Source organism: Erythrobacter sp. W302b, assembly GCF_046452395.1.
GTDB lineage: Bacteria > Pseudomonadota > Alphaproteobacteria > Sphingomonadales > Sphingomonadaceae > Erythrobacter.
The window spans coordinates 337662-355670 of sequence record NZ_JBKFDH010000001.1; the positions used below are offsets into that span (position 1 = coordinate 337662).

16 protein-coding genes are annotated in these 18009 nt (G+C 65.3%); 10 read left to right on the plus strand and 6 right to left on the minus strand.

The window, feature by feature from the left end:
* The 5 genes from gatC to ACLBKT_RS01700 all read left to right on the plus strand — a co-directional run bounded on the left by gatC (position 1) and on the right by ACLBKT_RS01700 (position 4008).
* On the plus strand, positions 1-303 hold the full coding sequence (gene gatC, locus ACLBKT_RS01680; RefSeq protein ID WP_160761893.1) for an Asp-tRNA(Asn)/Glu-tRNA(Gln) amidotransferase subunit GatC: 303 nt from the start codon (positions 1-3) through the stop codon (positions 301-303).
* 104 nt (positions 304-407) lie between these two features.
* Positions 408-1889, plus strand: a complete 1482-nt coding sequence (gene gatA, locus ACLBKT_RS01685) for an Asp-tRNA(Asn)/Glu-tRNA(Gln) amidotransferase subunit GatA (protein WP_410181247.1) — start codon at positions 408-410, stop codon at positions 1887-1889.
* Complete coding sequence (locus ACLBKT_RS01690; protein ID WP_410181248.1) at positions 1886-2044, plus strand: glutamyl-tRNA amidotransferase; 159 nt, start codon at positions 1886-1888, stop codon at positions 2042-2044. Before gatA ends, ACLBKT_RS01690 begins: the two co-directional genes overlap by 4 nt.
* Positions 2041-3537 (plus strand): Asp-tRNA(Asn)/Glu-tRNA(Gln) amidotransferase subunit GatB, encoded by a 1497-nt coding sequence (gene gatB, locus ACLBKT_RS01695; RefSeq protein ID WP_410181249.1) that lies wholly within the window; start codon positions 2041-2043, stop codon positions 3535-3537. Before ACLBKT_RS01690 ends, gatB begins: the two co-directional genes overlap by 4 nt.
* A gap of 12 nt (positions 3538-3549) precedes the next feature.
* The gene (locus ACLBKT_RS01700; protein WP_410181250.1) at positions 3550-4008 is read left to right on the plus strand and encodes a tRNA (cytidine(34)-2'-O)-methyltransferase; all 459 of its coding nucleotides are present in this window, start codon (positions 3550-3552) and stop codon (positions 4006-4008) included.
* Positions 4009-4096: 88 nt separating this feature from the next.
* Here the strand turns inward: ACLBKT_RS01700 and ACLBKT_RS01705 are convergent, their stop codons facing one another.
* Genes ACLBKT_RS01705 through ACLBKT_RS01715 form a run of 3 tightly spaced genes read right to left on the minus strand, consistent with a single transcriptional unit; the run spans position 4097 to position 8378 of the window.
* Positions 4097-5596, minus strand: a complete 1500-nt coding sequence (locus ACLBKT_RS01705) for a TolC family protein (protein ID WP_410181251.1) — start codon at positions 5594-5596, stop codon at positions 4097-4099.
* Between the two features lie 2 nt (positions 5597-5598).
* Entirely contained in the window at positions 5599-6630 is a 1032-nt protein-coding gene (locus tag ACLBKT_RS01710) for an HlyD family secretion protein (RefSeq protein WP_410181252.1), read from the minus strand.
* Positions 6631-6632: 2 nt separating this feature from the next.
* On the minus strand, positions 6633-8378 hold the full coding sequence (locus ACLBKT_RS01715; protein WP_410181253.1) for an ABC transporter transmembrane domain-containing protein: 1746 nt from the start codon (positions 8376-8378) through the stop codon (positions 6633-6635).
* A 268-nt stretch (positions 8379-8646) separates the two neighbouring features.
* Here ACLBKT_RS01715 and ACLBKT_RS01720 point away from each other — a divergent pair, with 268 nt between their 5' ends.
* The 4 genes from ACLBKT_RS01720 to ACLBKT_RS01735 all read left to right on the plus strand — a co-directional run bounded on the left by ACLBKT_RS01720 (position 8647) and on the right by ACLBKT_RS01735 (position 13967).
* On the plus strand, positions 8647-9777 hold the full coding sequence (locus ACLBKT_RS01720; protein ID WP_410181254.1) for an FAD-dependent oxidoreductase: 1131 nt from the start codon (positions 8647-8649) through the stop codon (positions 9775-9777).
* Positions 9778-9818: 41 nt separating this feature from the next.
* Positions 9819-11960 carry an FAD-dependent oxidoreductase gene (locus ACLBKT_RS01725; RefSeq protein WP_410181255.1) on the plus strand — a complete coding sequence of 714 codons (2142 nt, stop codon included), beginning with the start codon at positions 9819-9821 and terminating at the stop codon, positions 11958-11960.
* Between the two features lie 6 nt (positions 11961-11966).
* Complete coding sequence (locus ACLBKT_RS01730; RefSeq protein WP_410181256.1) at positions 11967-13238, plus strand: NupC/NupG family nucleoside CNT transporter; 1272 nt, start codon at positions 11967-11969, stop codon at positions 13236-13238.
* Positions 13239-13361: 123 nt separating this feature from the next.
* Positions 13362-13967: a CDP-alcohol phosphatidyltransferase family protein gene (locus tag ACLBKT_RS01735; RefSeq protein WP_410181257.1), complete on the plus strand. Its 606-nt coding sequence runs from the start codon at positions 13362-13364 to the stop codon at positions 13965-13967.
* 20 nt (positions 13968-13987) lie between these two features.
* Here the strand turns inward: ACLBKT_RS01735 and ACLBKT_RS01740 are convergent, their stop codons facing one another.
* Positions 13988-14800 carry a DUF1499 domain-containing protein gene (locus ACLBKT_RS01740; protein ID WP_410181258.1) on the minus strand — a complete coding sequence of 271 codons (813 nt, stop codon included), beginning with the start codon at positions 14798-14800 and terminating at the stop codon, positions 13988-13990.
* A gap of 203 nt (positions 14801-15003) precedes the next feature.
* Between ACLBKT_RS01740 and ACLBKT_RS01745 the strand changes: the two genes are divergently transcribed.
* Entirely contained in the window at positions 15004-15513 is a 510-nt protein-coding gene (locus tag ACLBKT_RS01745; protein WP_410181259.1) for a c-type cytochrome, read from the plus strand.
* A 101-nt stretch (positions 15514-15614) separates the two neighbouring features.
* Here the strand turns inward: ACLBKT_RS01745 and ACLBKT_RS01750 are convergent, their stop codons facing one another.
* The gene (locus tag ACLBKT_RS01750) at positions 15615-17138 is read right to left on the minus strand and encodes a tryptophan halogenase family protein (protein WP_410181260.1); all 1524 of its coding nucleotides are present in this window, start codon (positions 17136-17138) and stop codon (positions 15615-15617) included.
* Positions 17135-17926 carry a DUF6445 family protein gene (locus tag ACLBKT_RS01755; protein ID WP_410181261.1) on the minus strand — a complete coding sequence of 264 codons (792 nt, stop codon included), beginning with the start codon at positions 17924-17926 and terminating at the stop codon, positions 17135-17137. The genes ACLBKT_RS01750 and ACLBKT_RS01755 overlap by 4 nt, the downstream gene beginning before the upstream one ends.
* Positions 17927-18009: the final 83 nt, after the last annotated feature.

The window sequence follows — 18009 nt, forward strand, 5'->3', positions numbered from 1 at the left end:
ATGTCGGTCGACAAGGCAACCGTTGCCAAGATCGCCTCGCTGGCGCGCATCCGCATGGATGACGCCGCGCTGGAGCAGATGGTGCCGGAACTGAACGGCATCCTCCAATGGGTCGAACAATTGGGCGAAGTGGACGTGACCGGGATCGAGCCGATGGCGGCGGTGATCCCCAACACGCTCCGCCTGCGCGCTGACGTGATCGATGCCGATCCGCTGACCGGCGGGGGCAGGCAGGGCGATATCCTTGCCAATGCGCCCGCGGCCGAGCACGGGTTCTTCGGCGTGCCCAAGGTGATCGAGTAGCATTTCCCCGTCACCCCCGCGAAGGCGGGGGCCCAGCTGACCACTGGCTGGACGGGAAACCTTAGCTGGATCCCCGCCTTCGCGGGGATGACGGAAGAAAACAAATGACTGACCTTACCTCTCTCGGCGTAAAGGACATCCGCGACGGTGTCGCGAAGGGCGATTTCACCGCGTGCGAAGTGGCGGAAGCGTTCAACGCCGCAGTGGCCGAGGCTGCCGCGCTCAATGCCTTCATCGTCACCACCCCCGACCACGCGCTTGCCGCTGCCGAGAAGGTCGACGCCGCGCGGGCTGCGGGCGAGACGCTTGGCTCAATGGCGGGCGTGCCGATCGGCATGAAGGACCTGTTCGCCACCCACGGCGTCCAGACCACCGCCGCGAGCCACATCCTCGAAGGCTTCACGCCCCGTTATGAATCCACCGTCTCGCAGAAACTCTGGGATGCGGGCGCGGGGATGCTCGGCAAGCTCAATCTTGACCAGTTCGCGATGGGTTCGTCGAACGAGACCTCCTATTTCGGCAACGTCTCCTCGCCATGGCGCAAGGCTGGCAGCAACCAGCCGATGAGCCCCGGCGGCTCTTCGGGCGGTTCCTCCGCCGCCGTCGCCGCGCGCATCGCGCCGGCTGCGACCGGCACCGACACCGGCGGCTCGATTCGCCAGCCCGCCGCCTTCACCGGCATCTGCGGGATCAAGCCGACCTATGGCCGCTGCTCGCGCTGGGGGATCGTCGCCTTCGCCTCGTCGCTCGATCAGGCCGGGCCGATGGCGCGCTCGGTAGAAGATTGCGCGATCATGCTCGGCGCGATGGCGGGGTTCGATCCGAAGGATTCGACCTCGCTCCAGATGGACGTGCCCGATTGGGAAGCGGCCCTCAACGCCGACCTGCGCGGCAAGAAGGTCGGCATCCCGCGCGAATACCGGATGGAGGGCACCGATCAGGCGATCCTCGATTCGTGGGAGCAGGGCAAGGCATGGCTGAAGGACGCGGGCGCGGAAATCGTCGACGTCTCGCTGCCGCACACCAAATATGCGCTGCCGGCCTATTACATCGTAGCCCCCGCCGAAGCGTCGAGCAACCTCGCGCGCTATGACGGCGTGCGCTATGGCCTGCGCGATCTGCCCGATGGTGTCGGCCTTCAGGACATGTACGCCGCCACCCGCGCTGCGGGCTTCGGCGACGAGGTCAAGCGCCGCATCCTGATCGGCACCTATGTGCTCTCGGCGGGCTTCTACGACGCCTATTACACGCAGGCGCAGAAGGTCCGCGCGCTGGTCGCCCGCGATTTCGAGCGTGCTTTCGAGCAGTGCGACGTGATCCTCGCGCCGACCACGCCGACGGCGAGCTTCCCGCTGGGTTCGATGAACGAAGACCCGCTGACGATGTATCTGAACGACGTCTTCGCCGTGCCTGCGAGCCTCGCTGGCCTGCCCGCGATGAGCGTCCCCGCCACGATCAACGCCGACGGGCTGCCGCTCGGTCTCCAGCTGGTCGGTCGCCCGTTCGACGAGCAGGGCGTGCTCAACGCCGGTCTCGCGATCCAGCAGCGCGCCGGCTTCACCGCCAAGCCGGAGAAGTGGTGGTGACCGCCGACCTGCCGCTGACGATCGCCGGTCTGGCGATTGCCTTCGCGGTGCCGGTGACCTTCATGGTCGCCAACTGGGTGAGAAAGAACGTCGATCACGGCGAGATGCGCTTCGGGCCGGACGGCAAGGTGATCGAGGATGAGGAAGTGAAATGAGCAACTACCGCATTCAGGGTGCCACGGGTGAATGGGAGGTCGTGATTGGCCTCGAAGTCCACGCGCAGGTGACGAGCGCGTCCAAGCTGTTCTCGGGCGCGGCGACCGCGTTCGGCGCGGAGCCGAATTCGCAGGTCTCCCTCGTCGATGCCGCGATGCCGGGAATGCTGCCCGTGCCCAACCGCGAGTGCATCCGTCAGGCGGTGCGCACCGGCATGGCGATCGAGGCGCAGATCAACGCGTGGTCGCGCTTCGACCGCAAGAACTACTTCTACGCCGACCTGCCGCAGGGCTACCAGATTAGCCAGCTTTATCATCCGATTGTGGGCGAAGGTTCACTCCTGATCGAGTCGGACGAGAAGGCGGGCATCCCCGAGGACAAGGTCATCGGCATCGAGCGCATCCACATCGAGCAGGACGCGGGCAAACTGATGCACGACCAGCACCCGACCATGTCCTATGTCGACCTGAACCGCAGCGGCGTGGCGCTGATGGAGATCGTCTCCAAGCCCGATATGCGTTCGCCCGCCGAAGCAGGGGCTTACCTCAGGAAGCTGCGGGCGATCCTGCGCTATGTCGGCTCGTGCGATGGAAACATGGAAGAAGGCTCGATGCGCGCCGACGTGAACGTCAGCGTGCGCAAGGTCGGCGAGCCCTTCGGCACCCGGACCGAGACCAAGAACGTCAACTCCGTGCGCTTCGTCATGCAGGCGATCGAGCATGAGGCGATGCGCCAGGTCGATGTGCTCGAGAGCGGCGGTACGGTGGTGCAGGAAACCCGCCTGTTCGATCCCGGCACCGGCACCACGCGCACGATGCGCAGCAAGGAAGACGCGCACGATTACCGCTACTTCCCCGATCCCGACCTGCTGCCGCTGGTGCTGGAGGAGGATTTCCTCGCCGAATGCCGCGCCTCGTTGCCCGAACTGCCGGATGCCAAGCGCAAGCGCTATGTCGAAGCGCTCGGCCTCACCCCCTACAACGCGCGCGAGCTGACCGCCGAGGTCGAGACCTTCGCGCGGTTCGAGACGCTGCTGGCCGAGACCGCCAAGGCCACCGGCAAGGGCGATGCGGACGTCGCCACGCAGGTCGCCAACTGGTCGCTCTCGGTCGCGCCGGGGGTGCTGAAGGCGCTCGGCGACGAAGCCGACCCCGCCAACGCCACGGCGTCCGCGCAGGCCGCCATCCTCGCCATGGCCGACAAGGCCGAGATCAGCGGCGGGCAGGCCAAGGAGATCTTCGAAATCGTCCTCAAGACCGGCCGCGATCCTGCTGAAATCGCCGAGGCCGAGGGGCTGAAGCAGGTCTCCGACACCGGCGCGATCGAAGCCGCCGTGGACGCGATCATCGCCGCCAATGCCGACAAGGTCGAACAGTACCGCGCTGGCAAGGAAGCGCTGTTCGGCTTCTTCGTCGGCCAGACGATGAAGGCGATGCAGGGCAAGGCGAACCCGCAGTTGGTGAACCAGCTCCTGAAGGGCAAGCTGGGCTGATCCGAGGCCCGCATGGGTCTTTCCATCGTCCTTATTCAGCCCGAGATCCCCGGCAACACCGGGGCGGTGGGGCGCACCTGTGTGGCGCTGGGGATGGAGTTGATCCTGATTCACCCGCTGGGCTTCGAGATTTCGGACAAGCGGGTGAAGCGTTCGGGCCTTGATTACTGGCCGCATGTCCGCCTGACGGATTATGCGAGCTGGGATGCCTTTCTCGAAGCCCGCACCCCGCGCGCCGATCAGCTCTTCCTGTTCGAGGAATTCGGCGCGAGGAGCTTCTACGAGCCGGACTACCCGGAGGATGCCTTTCTCGTGTTCGGGCAGGAGACGAAGGGCATCCCCAAGGCCATAATCGACCGCCACGCCGACCGGCTGTTCAAGCTGCCGATGCGCTCGGACGTGATCCGGTCATTGAACCTGGCCAACACAGTGACCGCGGCGGCCTATCAGGCGCTGCGGGGCAAGCTGTAATCCAACCCTTGCTGTCCGTGCCTGCGGCTGAGGTCGGGGTGACTGGTCGCAGGCGCCCGCGCGTTCGACGTCACGGAGCGGTAGGCCGCTACTCCAGTCCCAGCGCGCCAAGGTTCATCGTTGCCGCGTTGTAGCTTGCTTCGGCCAATCGCCCGGCGAGTTCGGCGCGGATCGCGTTGATCTGCGCGTTGGCGGCGGTTTCCTCGCGCTGGTTGACGAAGAAGAAATCGCCCGCGCCCAGCCGGAACCGGGTGCGTTCGGCCTGCACCATCTGGTTGGCCTGCTTGACCTCGGCATCGGCCAGATCGGCCTGCTTCAGCGCGGTGTTGAGATTGACGAGGATGTTGCCCACCTCAGTGGTGATCTGGTCCGCGATGCGGCGCTGGCGCAGTTCGGTCTCACGCAGTTCAGCCTCGGCGCGCTGCACCGCGCCACGCGCTGTGCGGCGTTGCAGCGGAACACTGAAAGTCAGGCCCACCACGGTGTCGGTCGAATCGAAGCCCGGCCCGCCCGGCCCGATCTGGCCGAAATCGCGCGACAATTCGACACTGGCGTTGAGCGAGGGCTCGAGATCATTGCGGCGCAAAGCGACGCGGTTGGTGGCGCGTTCCAGCGCCAGCTTGAAGGTCTGGAGTTCCGGGCGGCTCTGGATCACGTCGCTCAGCGGCGTCGCCGCCAGCTGTTCGACCGGTGCAATTGCCTTCATGCGCGACAGATCGGGCAACATCTCGCGGGTTGGGATCACCATCCGCCCGTCGCTGCCGCGCAGATAGAAGCCGAGGCTGTTGGCGGCGGTGAGGAAGTTGCGCTTGGCCTCTTCCAGCAGCGAGCGGCGGCGCAGCAGGTTCTGTTCGTTCTCGGTCAGCGCGATGCGGGCGCGGGCACCTTCGTTGACTTCGCGGGTGAGGCCGATCTGGCGGGCTTCGGCGATTTCGAGCAGTTCCTCGAACACCCGGATTTCCTCGCCCGCGCCGACCCAGCGCCAATAGGCGCGCAGGGCTTCGTGCTGGACGTTCAATTGCACCAGCATGACATCGAGCCGCGCCTGACTGGCGGCGAGGCGGGTGTCCTCGATCGCGAAGCGGCGGCTGTCGATGTCGCGGTTGCGCAGCAGCGAGAACAGCGCGCCGACTTTCGCCTCGCCCAGCGCATTGGTGTAATTGTAATTTTCGTAAGTGGGGAAATTGCCGCTGGAAACGCGATAGGATCCGAACACCTCCGCTCCGTAGGGCCGCAATGGCTGACGGGCCTCGACCTTGCCGAAGCCGCCCGAATAAAAGCCGGTGAGGCGGTCGTAATATTCGCCCTTCAGCATCAGGTCGAAAGCACCATCGGCGCTGAGCTGGTCGGAACGGGCGGCGGCTTCACGCTCGAAGGCTTCGAGGATCGACGGAAAGGTGAGCGCCGAGGAACGGAGCACTTCGTCCGGGAGCAACGGTCCGGTGGTCAGCGCCACGTCGAGCGGATCGCCGACCGGCGCGATATCCTGCGCCGCCGCCGCCACGGGGGCGAGCGCCAGCAGCGCTGCACCGAAAGCGGCGGGGCTGAGCACCGTGCCCAGCCGCATCAAGGCCGTCCTGCGTGTCATCGTCAGTTCGCCGACCCGGTGCTTTCCGCCACCGGCAGTTCAGGCGGGAAATTGTTGAGCTGACGCCAGATTTCGTAACCCACCGGCACGGTTTCGAGCAGGACCCAGGCCTGCACCACAGCCCCAAAGCGGACGTAGCGTTCTTCCGGCCAGCGGTGCTGCTCGCTCCGGTCTTCGGCGATCAGCACGCGGAACCGGCCATTGATCTGGGCCGACTGGTCGACCGAAATGACCCGCCCGCCAAAGGTGCCGACCGCGACCGAGGGCCAGCCCGAAAACTGCACCGCAGGCCAGCCTTCGAACTGGATGCGGGTCTTGTCGCCGGGACGCACCAGCGCGACATCGCGCCCGTCGATGAAAATCTCGATCACGCGCTCGGCCCCATCGGGCACGAAGGTCGCGAGCACGTCGCCTGCGTTGATATAGGTGGCTGCGTCGCCCGCATTGAGGCTCTGGATGAACCCGTCACGCGGCGCGCGCACGATCTGTTCGGACTGGCGGGCGATGTTGGTGTCGGCGCGGTTGAGATCGGCCTGGGCTGCGGCCACGCGCCCTTGCATGTCGGCAACCTTGATCTGCGCCAATTCATAATCGCGGCGTGCGGCAAGTCCGGCTTCAAACAATTCGCGAGACCGGCGCTCGTCAATCTGCGCCGTGGCGAGTGCGGATTGGGCGGCTCGCAACTGCAGCTCCATCTGCCCGCGTTCGGCCTGCAACCGGTCGAGCAGCTGCGGATCGATATCGGCGATGCGGACGATCGGATCGCCCTTCTTCACCGAGCTGCCGTCGCGAACGTACCATTCCTCGATCCGGCCCGGCACCAGCGCGTTGATATCCTGCTTGCGTTCGTTGGGGCTGAGGGTTGTCACCACCCCGCGGCCCGAGGTGGTCTGCACCCACGGCACGTAGATCAGGAAAGCCAAGGTGATGACGATCGCGGCCAGCAGCATGAAAAACACCGCCCGCATCACGCGCGGCGTCTTGATGGACGCCAGCGTGGTGAAATGCGCCATGTCCTCTTTGAGCGTTGCCATGATTATGCGCCTCCCTTGTCAGTCGGGGCGGCAGCAGAGGGCGCGGGGCGGTTCATCGCGGCGCTGAACTCCTCGAAATTGGTGAAGTAACGCTGCTGGTGCGCTTCGAGATAGAGGAAGCGGTCAAAGCCCAGATCGATGCGCCGGTTAGAGAAGTAGATCACAGTCGAATAGGCCTGCGCGCGCAGCTCCGTCACGGCGCGGGCGATGGGTTCGGGATCGATCAGGTCAAACAAGCGGCTGAGCACCAGAATGCGCGGGCGTTCCAGCAAAGCGTTAGCGAGTTTCAACTGCTGCAATTCCACGGCCGACAGTGGATAGCCCGTCGCCGCCAGCGGGGTATCTAGGCCCTTGTCCAGCGCCGAGATCATCTTCGCCAGCCCCACCGTCTCCAGGGCGCCGATCATGCGCTGCGGGGCGGTGTCGGGGCAGGACAGGGCGAGATATTCGCGGATCGTCATTTCGACGATGCTCGGCCGGTCGAGCACATGGACGTTCTTGCGCAGGTGGTGCGCCTCGATCGCTTTCATGTCGACGCCGCCCAGCGTCGCAAAGCCGGATTCCGGCAGGGCGTGCATCTTGAGCAGGTTGGTGAACAGGCGTTGCACCCCGTGCTGGCTGGCCGCGGCCATGATGATCGAGCCAGAGGGGACCTCCAGATCGAACTGTGCCTCTTCATGCCGTGCCTTGCCGCGCACACCTTTCATCACGATGGCGTGATCCGGCCCCTCGAACGGGTCAGCGCCCTTGGGCTGTTCCTGCTCGACATCGTAGAACTGCGAGATTTCCTCAACAGCGGCGAACAGATCGTAGAAATAGCCCAGATAGCTGCCCAGCTGCGCCACGCCGAAGAACGCCGCCGACAGCACCAGTTCGGCCGCCACCAGCTGGCCGAGCGTGAGCTGGTTCTGGATCACCAGCCAGCCGCCGAGGCCCAGCAGCGCCGCACTGGCGGCAGCATACATCAGCAGAAAGGCGATGGTCTGCGCGAACAGGTGGCGGAAATGGCGCTTGCGATCGGTGATGTACTGACGGGTGTAATCATCGGTCTTGTCGAGCGCGTAGTCGATCCGGCGCTGCGACTTGAAGAAGCCGTTCGATCCGCCGATGGTCTGCAACCAGGCGGCGGTCTTGTGCTTGGCGTGGCTGAGATCGACCCCGGTGCGCAGCGCGCGGCTGCCCCAGGTCAGCCACACCACCCAGATCAGGGCCACCATGATCAGGGTGAAGCCCAGGAAATAGGGGTGATAGAGGCTCACCAGCACAAACCCGACCGCAATCTGCAAGAGTGTGGTGAAGCCCCCGATGAACAGGATCGGGATCGCGGTCTGGACATAGACCACGTCGAAATAGCGGTTGAACAGGTCGCCCTTCTTCGCGTCGTCGAAGAACGGGTTCTGCGCGTAGACCGAGATCAGCGAAATCTCGGCCACCATGCGGGCGTAAAAACGCCGTGCGAACAGCTCCATAAGGTGGACCCGCAGCGCGTAGAGCATGCTGGATATGAACAGCAGGCCGAACAGCGTGAGCGACAGAACCACCAAAGGCGCGGTGAGCGCGGTGTTGGCGATGGTGTTGATCAGCATCTGCACCGAAATCGGCGTTGCCAGGCTGAGCAAGCTGATGCCGATCCCGTAGACGGCCGCGAGCCAGTAGAAATTCGCTTCGGGCTTCAGGATGTCGAAGAAAATCCTGAAGAATTTTGCCAGCGAAATCTGCGAGCCGTAACTTTGGCCTTCTCCTGCCATGGCAGCCTTTCAATCCGAAATCTGCGTTCAGGGACCGCGTTGTCTGGCTTGGACAACACGCACCTGAACGTGAGTGCAACGAATGCAACATTGCCGCGCCGCAAGCGATCAATCATCCAACACGCCGACGGTTCCAGCGACAAAAAAGGTGCTGCAACTTCTTGAAGATATGAAGTATTGAAGGCTAATGCGAAGCAATGTCGTTTGACCGCCCCGTTAGCGACCAAAGCTTGCGGATAGCTGAACCAAGGCCGATGAAGCGAGCGTGATGACACGGCATAATGCCTCGCTCGGTGCGGAAACCGTGATGTTGCTGGTAGGGGGCGGCCATGCGCATGTCGCCGTCTTGGCGGACTGGGCGACGCGCGGCGCGCCAACGGGCGTGCGGGGGGTGCTGCTGACGCCGGAGCGGCACTTTCGCTATTCCGGCATGGTGCCCGGCTGGATCGCGGGGCAGCACGCGCGGGATGACGGGCTGGTCGATCTGGCCGCACTGGCGGCGCGCGCGGGCGTGGCGCTGGTACTGGATCGCTGCACCGGCCTCGACCCGGAGGCGCGGGTGGTCCGCACCGCACAGGGCGAGGCGATTGGCTTTGACGTCGCGTCCTTCGATACCGGTGGGGAGGGGCAGGCGACGAGGCTGCTCGGGGACGATCCCCGCCTGCTCGATATCCGCCCCATCGGCGCTTTCGTTGATCGCCTTGCCGCGCTTGGCTCCTTGAGGCGGATCGTGGTGGTGGGCGGCGGGGCGGGGGGCGTGGAGCTGGCCTTCGCGCTCCGCAATCGCGCCGGAGCCCCCGTGGCCCCAGACGTCACACTTGTGGCGGGGGCGGGCGGGGTGCTCCCCGGCTTTGCGCCCGCGGTGCAGGCGCGCGCCGCCCGAGCGCTGGCGCGGCAGGGCATCAAGTTGCTGGCCGCCGAAGCGCGTTTCGCAGGCGGCGCGATTTGCGCGGGCGAGCAATCGCTGGAACCCGCCGATTGCATCATCGCCGCCACCGGCAGCGCTGCGCCCGGATGGGTGCGGGCGAGCGGCATCGCCACCGATGCGGCGGGCTTCCTTGCAGTGGACGCGCACCAGCGTTCCCCCTCGCACCCCTATATCTTCGCCGCCGGAGACGTTGCCGTCCGCATCGATCGACCGCTGGCCCATTCCGGCGTTCATGCGGTGTTTGCCGGCCCGGTGCTCGCCGCCAACCTGCGCGCGGTGCTGGCGGGCGAGGCGCCGCGCCGGACCTATCGCCCGCGCCGCAACAATCTCTACCTGATGAACACCGGCGACGGCAGCGCGATTGCCAGCCATGGCTCGCTCGCCGCCGAGGGCCGCTGGGTGCTCGCTCTCAAGCATTGGATCGACAAGCGCTGGATTGCGCAATACGTCCGCCTTGCGCAGATGGCGTAACCCTCGCAGCAGCCTGCGCGAATGTGCGGGCAGGAGATCATGTGAAAAAGCTTGCCATCCTCGCCGTGCTGGCCGCCATCATCACGGCCTATTTTGTCTTCGATCTCGGGCAGTATCTGACACTGGAGGGGATCAAGCAGTTGGTCGCCCAGTGGGAGGCGTTCTACGCCGACAACCCCGTGATGGTCATCGCCGGGTTCTTCGCGGCCTATGTCGCGGTGACGGCGGCGTCGCTGCCCGGTGCGGCGATCATGACGCTGGCGGCGGGGGCGCTGTTCGGGGTGGTGACGGGTACGATCCTCGTTTCCTTCGCCTCCACATTGGGAGCCACACTGGCCTTCCTGTCCTCGCGCTATGTGCTGCGCGACAGTATCGAGGCACGCTTCGGTGAAAGGCTGAAGGCGATCAACGCCGGGGTGGAGCGCGACGGGGCGTTCTACCTCTTCAGCTTGCGCATGATCCCGGCCTTCCCCTTCTTCGTGGTCAATCTGGTGATGGGCCTGACCCGCATCCGCGTCTGGACCTATGTCTGGGTGAGCCAGCTGGGGATGCTGCTCGGCACGGTGGTCTATGTGAACGCGGGCACGCAGCTGGCGCAGATCGACAGCCTGTCAGGCATTGCCTCGCCCGCCGTGCTGGGCAGCTTTGTGCTGCTTGGCATCGCGCCGTGGCTGGCCAAGCTGGTGATCGGCCTGATCAAGCGTCGCAAGGTCTATGCGGGCTTCACGCGGCCCAAGCGTTTCGACCGCAACATGGTGGTGATCGGGGCTGGCTCCGCGGGCCTCGTATCGGCGCTGATTGCAGCGACGGTGAAGGCCAAGGTGACGCTGGTCGAGGCGAACGAGATGGGCGGCGACTGCCTCAACACCGGCTGCGTGCCGAGCAAGGCGCTGATCAAGAGCGCCAAGGTCGCCGCAATGATGCGCCACGCCGACAAATATGGCCTGACGCCGACCGAGCCGGAGGTGCCATTCAAGGCGGTGATCGCGCGGGTGCGGGAGGCGGTCAAGGCGATCGAGCCGCATGACAGCGTCGAGCGCTACGAAGGTCTCGGCGTCGATGTGGTCAAGGGCTATGCGACGATCATCGACCCGTGGACGGTCGCAATCGCGCGCAATGACGGCGGCACGCAGCGCTTCACCACGCGCAGCATCGTGATCGCCAGCGGGGCCGAGCCGGTGGTGCCGCCGATCCCGGGTATCGAGAGCAGCGGCTATCTCACCAGCGAGACGATGTGGGAGGCCTTTGCGCAGATGGACACAGTCCCCGCGCGCGTCGCGGTGCTGGGCGGCGGGCCAATCGGCTGCGAGCTGGCGCAGGCGTTGGCACGGCTGGGAGCGCAGGTGACGCAGGTCGAGATGGCCGATGCGCTGCTGGGGCGCGAGGATGCGGACGTATCGGCGCTCGCCCGCAGCGTGCTCGAGGCCGACGGGGTGCGCGTGCTGACCGGACACAAGGCGGTGCGGATCGAAGACCGCACTCTGATCGCCGATGCGGGCGGGCAGGAGGAGCGTATTCCGTTCGATGTGCTGCTCGTCGCAGTAGGGCGCAAGGCGCGGCTCACCGGTTTCGGGCTGGAGGATATCGGCGTCGATACCGCGAAGACTGTGGTGACCGACGAATTCCTCGCCACCAAATTCCCCAATATCTTCGCCGCAGGCGATGTCGCCGGGCCCTTCCAGTTCACCCACACCGCCAGCCATCAGGCGTGGTATGCGAGCGTCAACGCGCTGTTCGGCACCTTCCGCAAGTTCAAGGCCGATTACCGCGTGATCCCCGCCGTCACCTTCCTCGATCCCGAATTCGCCCGCGTTGGCCTCAACGAACGCGAGGCGGCGGAGCAGGGCATTGCGGTGGAAGTCACCCGCTACGACCTCGACGATCTCGACCGCGCGATTGCGGAGAGCGAGACCAAGGGTTTCGTGAAGGTGCTCACCCCCGCGGGCGGCAAGGACACGGTGCTCGGCGCGACCATCGTCGGCGCCCATGCGGGCGAACTGCTCGCCGAATATGTGCTGGCGATGAAGCACGGGATCGGTCTCAACAAGATTCTCGGCACGATCCACGCCTATCCCACCATGGTCGAAGCCAACAAGTTTGCGGCCGGAAACTGGAAGAAGGCGCACAAGCCCGAAGGCCTGCTGAGGTGGGTGGAACGCTATCACACCTGGATGCGGGGCTAGAGCAGGGTGGACTTGTTCGACCAGCTGCGCGGCATCATCGGCATTGCGGTGCTGATCGGGATGGCATGGGCGATAAGCGAGAACCGCAGGGCCCATCCCGGCTGGCGCTGGATCGCGGGCGCGCTCGCCTTGCAGGGCGTGCTTGCCGTGCTGATCGTGCGGGTGCCTGCGGTGTGGGCGGCGGTCGGGCTGGTCAACAATGCGGTGAGCGCGGTCGAGGCGGCCACGCTCAAAGGCTCGGCCTATATGTTCGGCTATCTCGGCGGGGCCGAGCTGCCCTTCGCGCTCAAAGAGGGCGCGCAGCCGCCGCTGGTGATCGCCTTCCAGATCCTGCCGCTGGTGATCGTCTTCTCTGCGCTGGCCGCGCTGCTGTGGCACTGGGGCGTGCTGCGCTGGATCGTGAACGGTTTGAGCTTTCTGCTGCGCCGCAGCCTTGGCGTCTCGGGCGTCGTCGGCCTGTCGGGCGGGGCGAGCGTGTTCCTCGGCGTGGTCGAGGCGCCGCTGGTCACCCGCGCCTATTTCGCGCGCATCAGCCGGACCGAGCTGTTCCAGATCATGACGCTGACGATGGCGACGATCAGTGGCGCAATCCTGATCCTCTATGCGACCACCTTGCGCAACACCGTGCCCGACGCGGTGGGCCACATGATCTCAGCTTCGCTGATCTCGCTTCCCGCTGCGTTGCTGATCGCGCGGATGATGGTGCCGGGCCGCGCCGATGATGTCGCAACCGAGGTGGATGAGGAAGACCCCGGTCTGCGCTACGAATCGAGCATCGATGCGATCGTCAAAGGCACGATGGAGGGGATGCAGCTGTTCCTCGCGGTCATCGCGGTGATCATCACCGTGTTTGCGCTGGTGGCGCTGGTGGACGGGATGTTGGCCGCGCTGCCGTTCATCGATGGCGAGGCGCTCAGCCTCAAGCGCCTGCTCGGCTGGGGCCTGGCGCCCTTCATGTGGTTACTGGGCGTGCCTTGGGCTGAGGCGCAGGCGGCGGGGGGATTGATGGGCACCAAGGCGGTGCTCAACGAATATGTCGCCTATCTCGAACTCGCCGCGCTGCCGGATGGCACGCTGGGGCCGAGGAGCCTGCTGATCGTCACCTACGCCCTGTGCGGCGTCGCCAACCTCGCCAGTGTCGGCCTGCTGGTCTCCACCATCGGCACGCTCTGCCCCGAACGCCGCGCGGAGGCTGCGGGGCTGGGGATGAAAAGCTGGATTTCCGGCAACCTCGCCAGCGCGATGACGGGGGCGTGGATCGGGCTGGTGACGTGGTGAGGCTAAAGCCATCATCTTCCCCCGCCCCGGGCCTGACCCGGGGCCCCGCTATTCTTCGGGTTCAAGACGTATCGGGCAAAGAAGCTGGGTCCCGGGTCAAGCCCGGGACGGGGGGGGAATCAGATGCTTGACGCTAAGCTCCGCCCCCTCATCGACCCTCCGCTCAACGCCATCGGTCGTGTGCTGGCAGGCGCAGGGGTCACCGCCAATGCCCTGACCTGCACCGGCCTTGCGCTTGGCCTAGCCGGAGCCGCGTCGATCGCGCTCGGCCACATCGGCTGGGGTCTCGCCCTCATCATCGCCAACCGCATTGCCGACGGGCTCGACGGCGCGGTGGCGCGGGTGCGGGGGCCTTCAGACTTCGGCGGTTATTTCGACATTGTCGCGGACTTCGCCTTCTATGTCAGTATTCCCCTAGGCTTTGGCCTTCTCAGCACCGCCAACACGCTCCCCGCGCTGGTGCTGGTGGCGAGTTTTGTGCTGACGGGGGTGAGCTTCCTCGCTTTCGCCGTCATCGCTGCCAAGCGCGGGGCGACAACCGAGGCGCATGGCGCAAAAAGCTTCTTCTATTCCACAGGGCTCGCCGAAGGGACCGAGACGATCATCGTCTTCATCGCCATGTGCGCCGTGCCCGCGTGGTTCGGGACAATCGCCTACGCCTATGCCAGCCTATGCGTGCTGACCGTGATCCAGCGCAGCGCGATGGCGGTAGCGGCTTTCCGGGATTAACGACGCAAACGGTTTAGGCGTTAGCGACTGGCCGCGCCCAGCAAGGCTTCGGTCCGGGCGCGCAGGTCGATGATCCGCGCGGTGTTCGCGCCCAGATCGCTGATCCCGACGCGGCTGACCGAACGGAAGTCAATCTGGCTGTCACCCACGCGGGCCACGACATCATCCTTGAAGCCGAACCAGAAGCTGCTCGCCACGCCTTCGACGATGCCGATTTCACTATCGGTGCGAATGTCCGTCAGCCCCATTGCGGCCATGGCGGCGGCGACGGCGGCGAGTCCCTCCTGCTTGCTCGCGCCGCCCAGCGGCAGCGGGGCAGGGCGATCCTTGCGATCGGTGATGATCTGCGCGTGGGATTTGACCGCGAGCTCGGGTGAAACCTTGCCCTGGTAAAGCTCCAGCTGGCCCAGCGGGATCTGGTAATCGCTCAGCGGATTGGCCCCCGCCTCAGCGCGCGCATCCAGCGTTGCGGCGGAAAACAGCGGCGGGTTGCCGGTATCGGTGGCGATGTCGTGGATCGGGTTCTGTTCGGCCTTGCCGCCGGCGCTCATGAACATCACCAGCGCCGCGCCCGGTGCCAGCAGGCCGAGGATCGCTGCGGCCAGCGGGCCGTTGCGGCGCGGCTTGGCGCGGGCCGACAGGATCAGCGATACCAGCGCAACCAGCGCGGTCACCCCCAGCACAACCATCCCGCCTTTGAAGGTCAGCGTCATCAATCCGATCTGCCAACTCCATATCCCGACCTTGGTGCCCAGCGCGGCAATCGCGAAATAGAGCGGGATGAACGCCAACAGGGCGAGGACGAGCTTGGTGTGCTTGGGCAGGTTTGTCATGCCCGCAGTCATAACGCCGGGTGCGCGCATGGCAATCTTTCTGGCTCGGGCCTGAAACCCTTTGCGAGCCTGTGCGTTGCGGGATTACGGTATCTGGGGAGAGGGTCTTGGCGCGACGTGAAGTCCCGCTTTCCATGCCCGAAAATCTGGTTTAAAGCCCGCTGGGATGCGGGAGGAACAAGTTGTTCAGAGGACAGATAACCATGAAGCGTAATTTCCTGATGGGCGCGGCCGCGCTGGCGAGCCTCGTTACCCTTTCGGCTTGCGGCGGCGGTGCTGGCAGCGATGCCAATGCTCCGGCTCCGGCAGCTACCGAAGATGCCATGGCCGTCGAAACCCCGGCTGCGGCAGAAACTCCGGCGGCTGCTGCCGCTGACGGTGCCAAGGTCGAGTATGCCAGCTTCACCACCGACGCTGCTGCCGGCGAAAAGGTGTTCGCGGCTTGCCGCACCTGCCACGTGTTTGACGAAGGTGTGAACCGCGTCGGCCCGTCGCTGCACAAGATCGTGGGCCGCAAGGCCGGTTCGGTCGCTGGCTTCAGCTACTCGGACGCCAACAAGAACAGCGGCATCACCTGGACGCCGGACGTGCTGTTCGCGTACCTCGAAGATCCCAAGGCCTACGTGCCGGGCACCAAGATGGCCTTCCCCGGCGTCAAGGACGCGCAGAAGCGCGCTGACCTGGTCGCCTATCTGGAAGCCCAGTCGAAGTAATTCATCGCCTCCGGGCGAGAATGATGGGGCGGCGCGGGACACTGCGCCGCCCTTTTTCGTGGGCGGCGCGGTGATGCAAAGCGCTCCCGCTCGGGGACGCCTCAGGCGGCCAGCAGGCTTGGGTCGGCGGGGCAGTGCTGGCGCAGATAGTCCTCGTGAGTCGGCAAGCTAGCGATCCCGCGCGCAATCAAGGTCCGCAGGTTGGCGAGAAATTCGGTCAGTTGCTGTGGCGCAATCTGGTCTGCCATCGGATCGTAATCGGCCGGCACGATGCCCTGGCCCAGCATCACCTGCACCCAGCTCGCATCGCGGAACAGATCATCGTGGTCACGCCCCACGCGGCCCGATGCGGCGAACAGCTCCAGCTTGTGCGTAAGGCTGTCGGGCACGTCCATATGCTTGCAATAGCGCCAGAATTCCGAGTCCTCGCGGTCTGTCTGGTGGTAGTGCAGGATCAGGAAATCGCGGATCTGAGCGAACTCGGCACTGCAGCGGCGGTTGTATTCGTCGCGCATCGCGGCCGGATTGCTGGCCCGCGGGAAGAGCTGGATCAACCGGCTCACATGCGCCTGAATCAGATGGATCGAAGTCGATTCGAGCGGTTCGAGAAACCCGCTCGACAGACCGATCGCCGCGCAGTTGTGGGCCCAGAACCTCTCACGTCGCCCCGTGGTGAAACGGATTGGGCGCGGATCGCCCAGCGCCTTGGTGTCGAGACCTTGCAGCAGCACATCGGCTGCCGCCGCATCACTGGTAAACCCGCTCGAATAGACGTGGCCGTTGCCGGTGCGGTGCTGCAAGGGGATGCGCCACTGCCAGCCTGCGTCCTTTGCCGTGGCGCGGGTATAGGGCACCAGCACGGGCAGCCGCTCGCTCGGGACCGCCAGCGCGCGGTCACACGGCAACCAGCGCGACCAGTCCTCGTAACCCACCCCGAGCGACTCGCCCAGCAGGAGCGAGCGGAAACCGGTGCAATCGATGAAGAAATCGCCAGCAACGCGCTGGCCATTCTTCAGGGTGATCGCAGTGATGTCACCGGCTTCGCCATCGCGCTCTACGGTTTCGACGATCCCCTCGGTCCGCGTCACCCCGCGCTTTTCGCTGTAAGCGCGCAGGAACAGCGCATAGCGGCTCGCGTCGAAGTGATAGGCATAGGCGAGCCCGGTCATCGCGGTATTGCCGACCCGGTCGAGCTTGCCGAAGCGCGCTTGATTGGATGCTTGCTGGTGCAGTGAGTAATCCCACAACCCCTTGGGGTCGGGCGTGTCGCCTGCGCTGCGCCGCCAATAGTGGTGGAAGGCGACATTGCCGAGGTTCATCCCCGTATCGCCGAAGGTATGGAGATAGCGGCTGCCCTTCTTTCCCCAGTCGACGAACTCGATCCCGAGCTTGAAGGTGCCCGAAGTCGCCCGCAGAAATTCATGCTCGTCAATGCCGAGGATGGTGTTCAGCCGGATGATCTGCGGGATCGTCGCCTCACCTACGCCGACCGTGCCGATGGCCTCGCTCTCGACCAGTTCAATGGTAAGGCGCTGGCCCAGCAGGCGGCTGAAAGCGGCGGCGGTGATCCAGCCCGCCGTTCCCCCGCCGACAATCACGAGTTTTCTGACCTCTGGTTGCATCATCCCGTCCCTGTGGCGCCCGCTCCCGCCGCCGGGCGGAAGAAGGCATTGATCGTCAGCCGACCCTCGGCAGGGTCGGCGCTCAATGGCGCGGCGTTGTCGATTACGCCGCTGTGCAGAATATTGCCGCGATAGAATACCGCGCTGTTGAACGCACCGGGGACCGTGTGAACTCGCTCGAAATGCGGGGCCCCATCGGTGGGATAGGCGGCGGGCGGCAGGCCCGTGCGCCCGACCTCGGCCTGCAGCGCGGCGGCATAGCGCGCGAAGTCATTGGCGGTCAGCGACTCGAGGCCGGTCGACTTGTGGCGGAAGAACGCCGTGCCGCCATGTCCTGTACGGTGGAGGTACAGCATCATGGCGATCTGCGTCGGATCGGTGCCGTCGACATGGGGGAGGCGCTGAATCGGCGCGAGTTGGGCGGGCGGGGTGGTCACCAGCGAATACCACGCCTGCATCTCCCACGGGCGGCCATAGGGCCCAAACCACTGATCCAGCAGCGGTGTCAGCTGCCTGAGCCAAGCGCGGCAGATTGCCGGATCAAGCGGCGCCCGCACCCCGGGATATTGCGGCGTGATCTTTGCAAAATTTTGCAAACCGGCCTGCAAAATGACCTGCGCGGGCGCTTCGAGAAATCCATCGATGCTGGCAAGCATCTGATTGGACGCTGAAAATGTCCCAGCCTGCGCGTGCGCGAGGGAGATGCCCCATCCTTCAGGGGCTGATTGCTGCATAGAAGTGGACGGCACGACCATGAGGATAAGCCTATCAAACTCCGTGAGGCAGTCCATCTGGAAAGGCTATGGCAATGAAATAGCGAGGAAATAAGGGACATTCCGGGGGTCTAACGCGATCCAGCCACCGGGTGATCGCG

Excerpts from the sequence above, each read along its gene's own strand:
- gatC (WP_160761893.1), top strand. The coding sequence starts at position 1 with ATGTCGGTCGACAAGGCAACCGTTGCCAAGATCGCCTCGCTGGCGCGC.
- gatA (WP_410181247.1), top strand. The coding sequence starts at position 408 with ATGACTGACCTTACCTCTCTCGGCGTAAAGGACATCCGCGACGGTGTC.
- gatB (WP_410181249.1), top strand. The coding sequence starts at position 2,041 with ATGAGCAACTACCGCATTCAGGGTGCCACGGGTGAATGGGAGGTCGTG.
- ACLBKT_RS01700 (WP_410181250.1), top strand. The coding sequence starts at position 3,550 with ATGGGTCTTTCCATCGTCCTTATTCAGCCCGAGATCCCCGGCAACACC.
- ACLBKT_RS01705 (WP_410181251.1), bottom strand. The coding sequence starts at position 5,596 with ATGACACGCAGGACGGCCTTGATGCGGCTGGGCACGGTGCTCAGCCCC.
- ACLBKT_RS01710 (WP_410181252.1), bottom strand. The coding sequence starts at position 6,630 with ATGGCAACGCTCAAAGAGGACATGGCGCATTTCACCACGCTGGCGTCC.
- ACLBKT_RS01715 (WP_410181253.1), bottom strand. The coding sequence starts at position 8,378 with ATGGCAGGAGAAGGCCAAAGTTACGGCTCGCAGATTTCGCTGGCAAAA.
- ACLBKT_RS01720 (WP_410181254.1), top strand. The coding sequence starts at position 8,647 with ATGACACGGCATAATGCCTCGCTCGGTGCGGAAACCGTGATGTTGCTG.
- ACLBKT_RS01735 (WP_410181257.1), top strand. The coding sequence starts at position 13,362 with ATGCTTGACGCTAAGCTCCGCCCCCTCATCGACCCTCCGCTCAACGCC.
- ACLBKT_RS01740 (WP_410181258.1), bottom strand. The coding sequence starts at position 14,800 with ATGACAAACCTGCCCAAGCACACCAAGCTCGTCCTCGCCCTGTTGGCG.
- ACLBKT_RS01745 (WP_410181259.1), top strand. The coding sequence starts at position 15,004 with ATGAAGCGTAATTTCCTGATGGGCGCGGCCGCGCTGGCGAGCCTCGTT.
- ACLBKT_RS01750 (WP_410181260.1), bottom strand. The coding sequence starts at position 17,138 with ATGATGCAACCAGAGGTCAGAAAACTCGTGATTGTCGGCGGGGGAACG.
- ACLBKT_RS01755 (WP_410181261.1), bottom strand. The coding sequence starts at position 17,926 with ATGGACTGCCTCACGGAGTTTGATAGGCTTATCCTCATGGTCGTGCCG.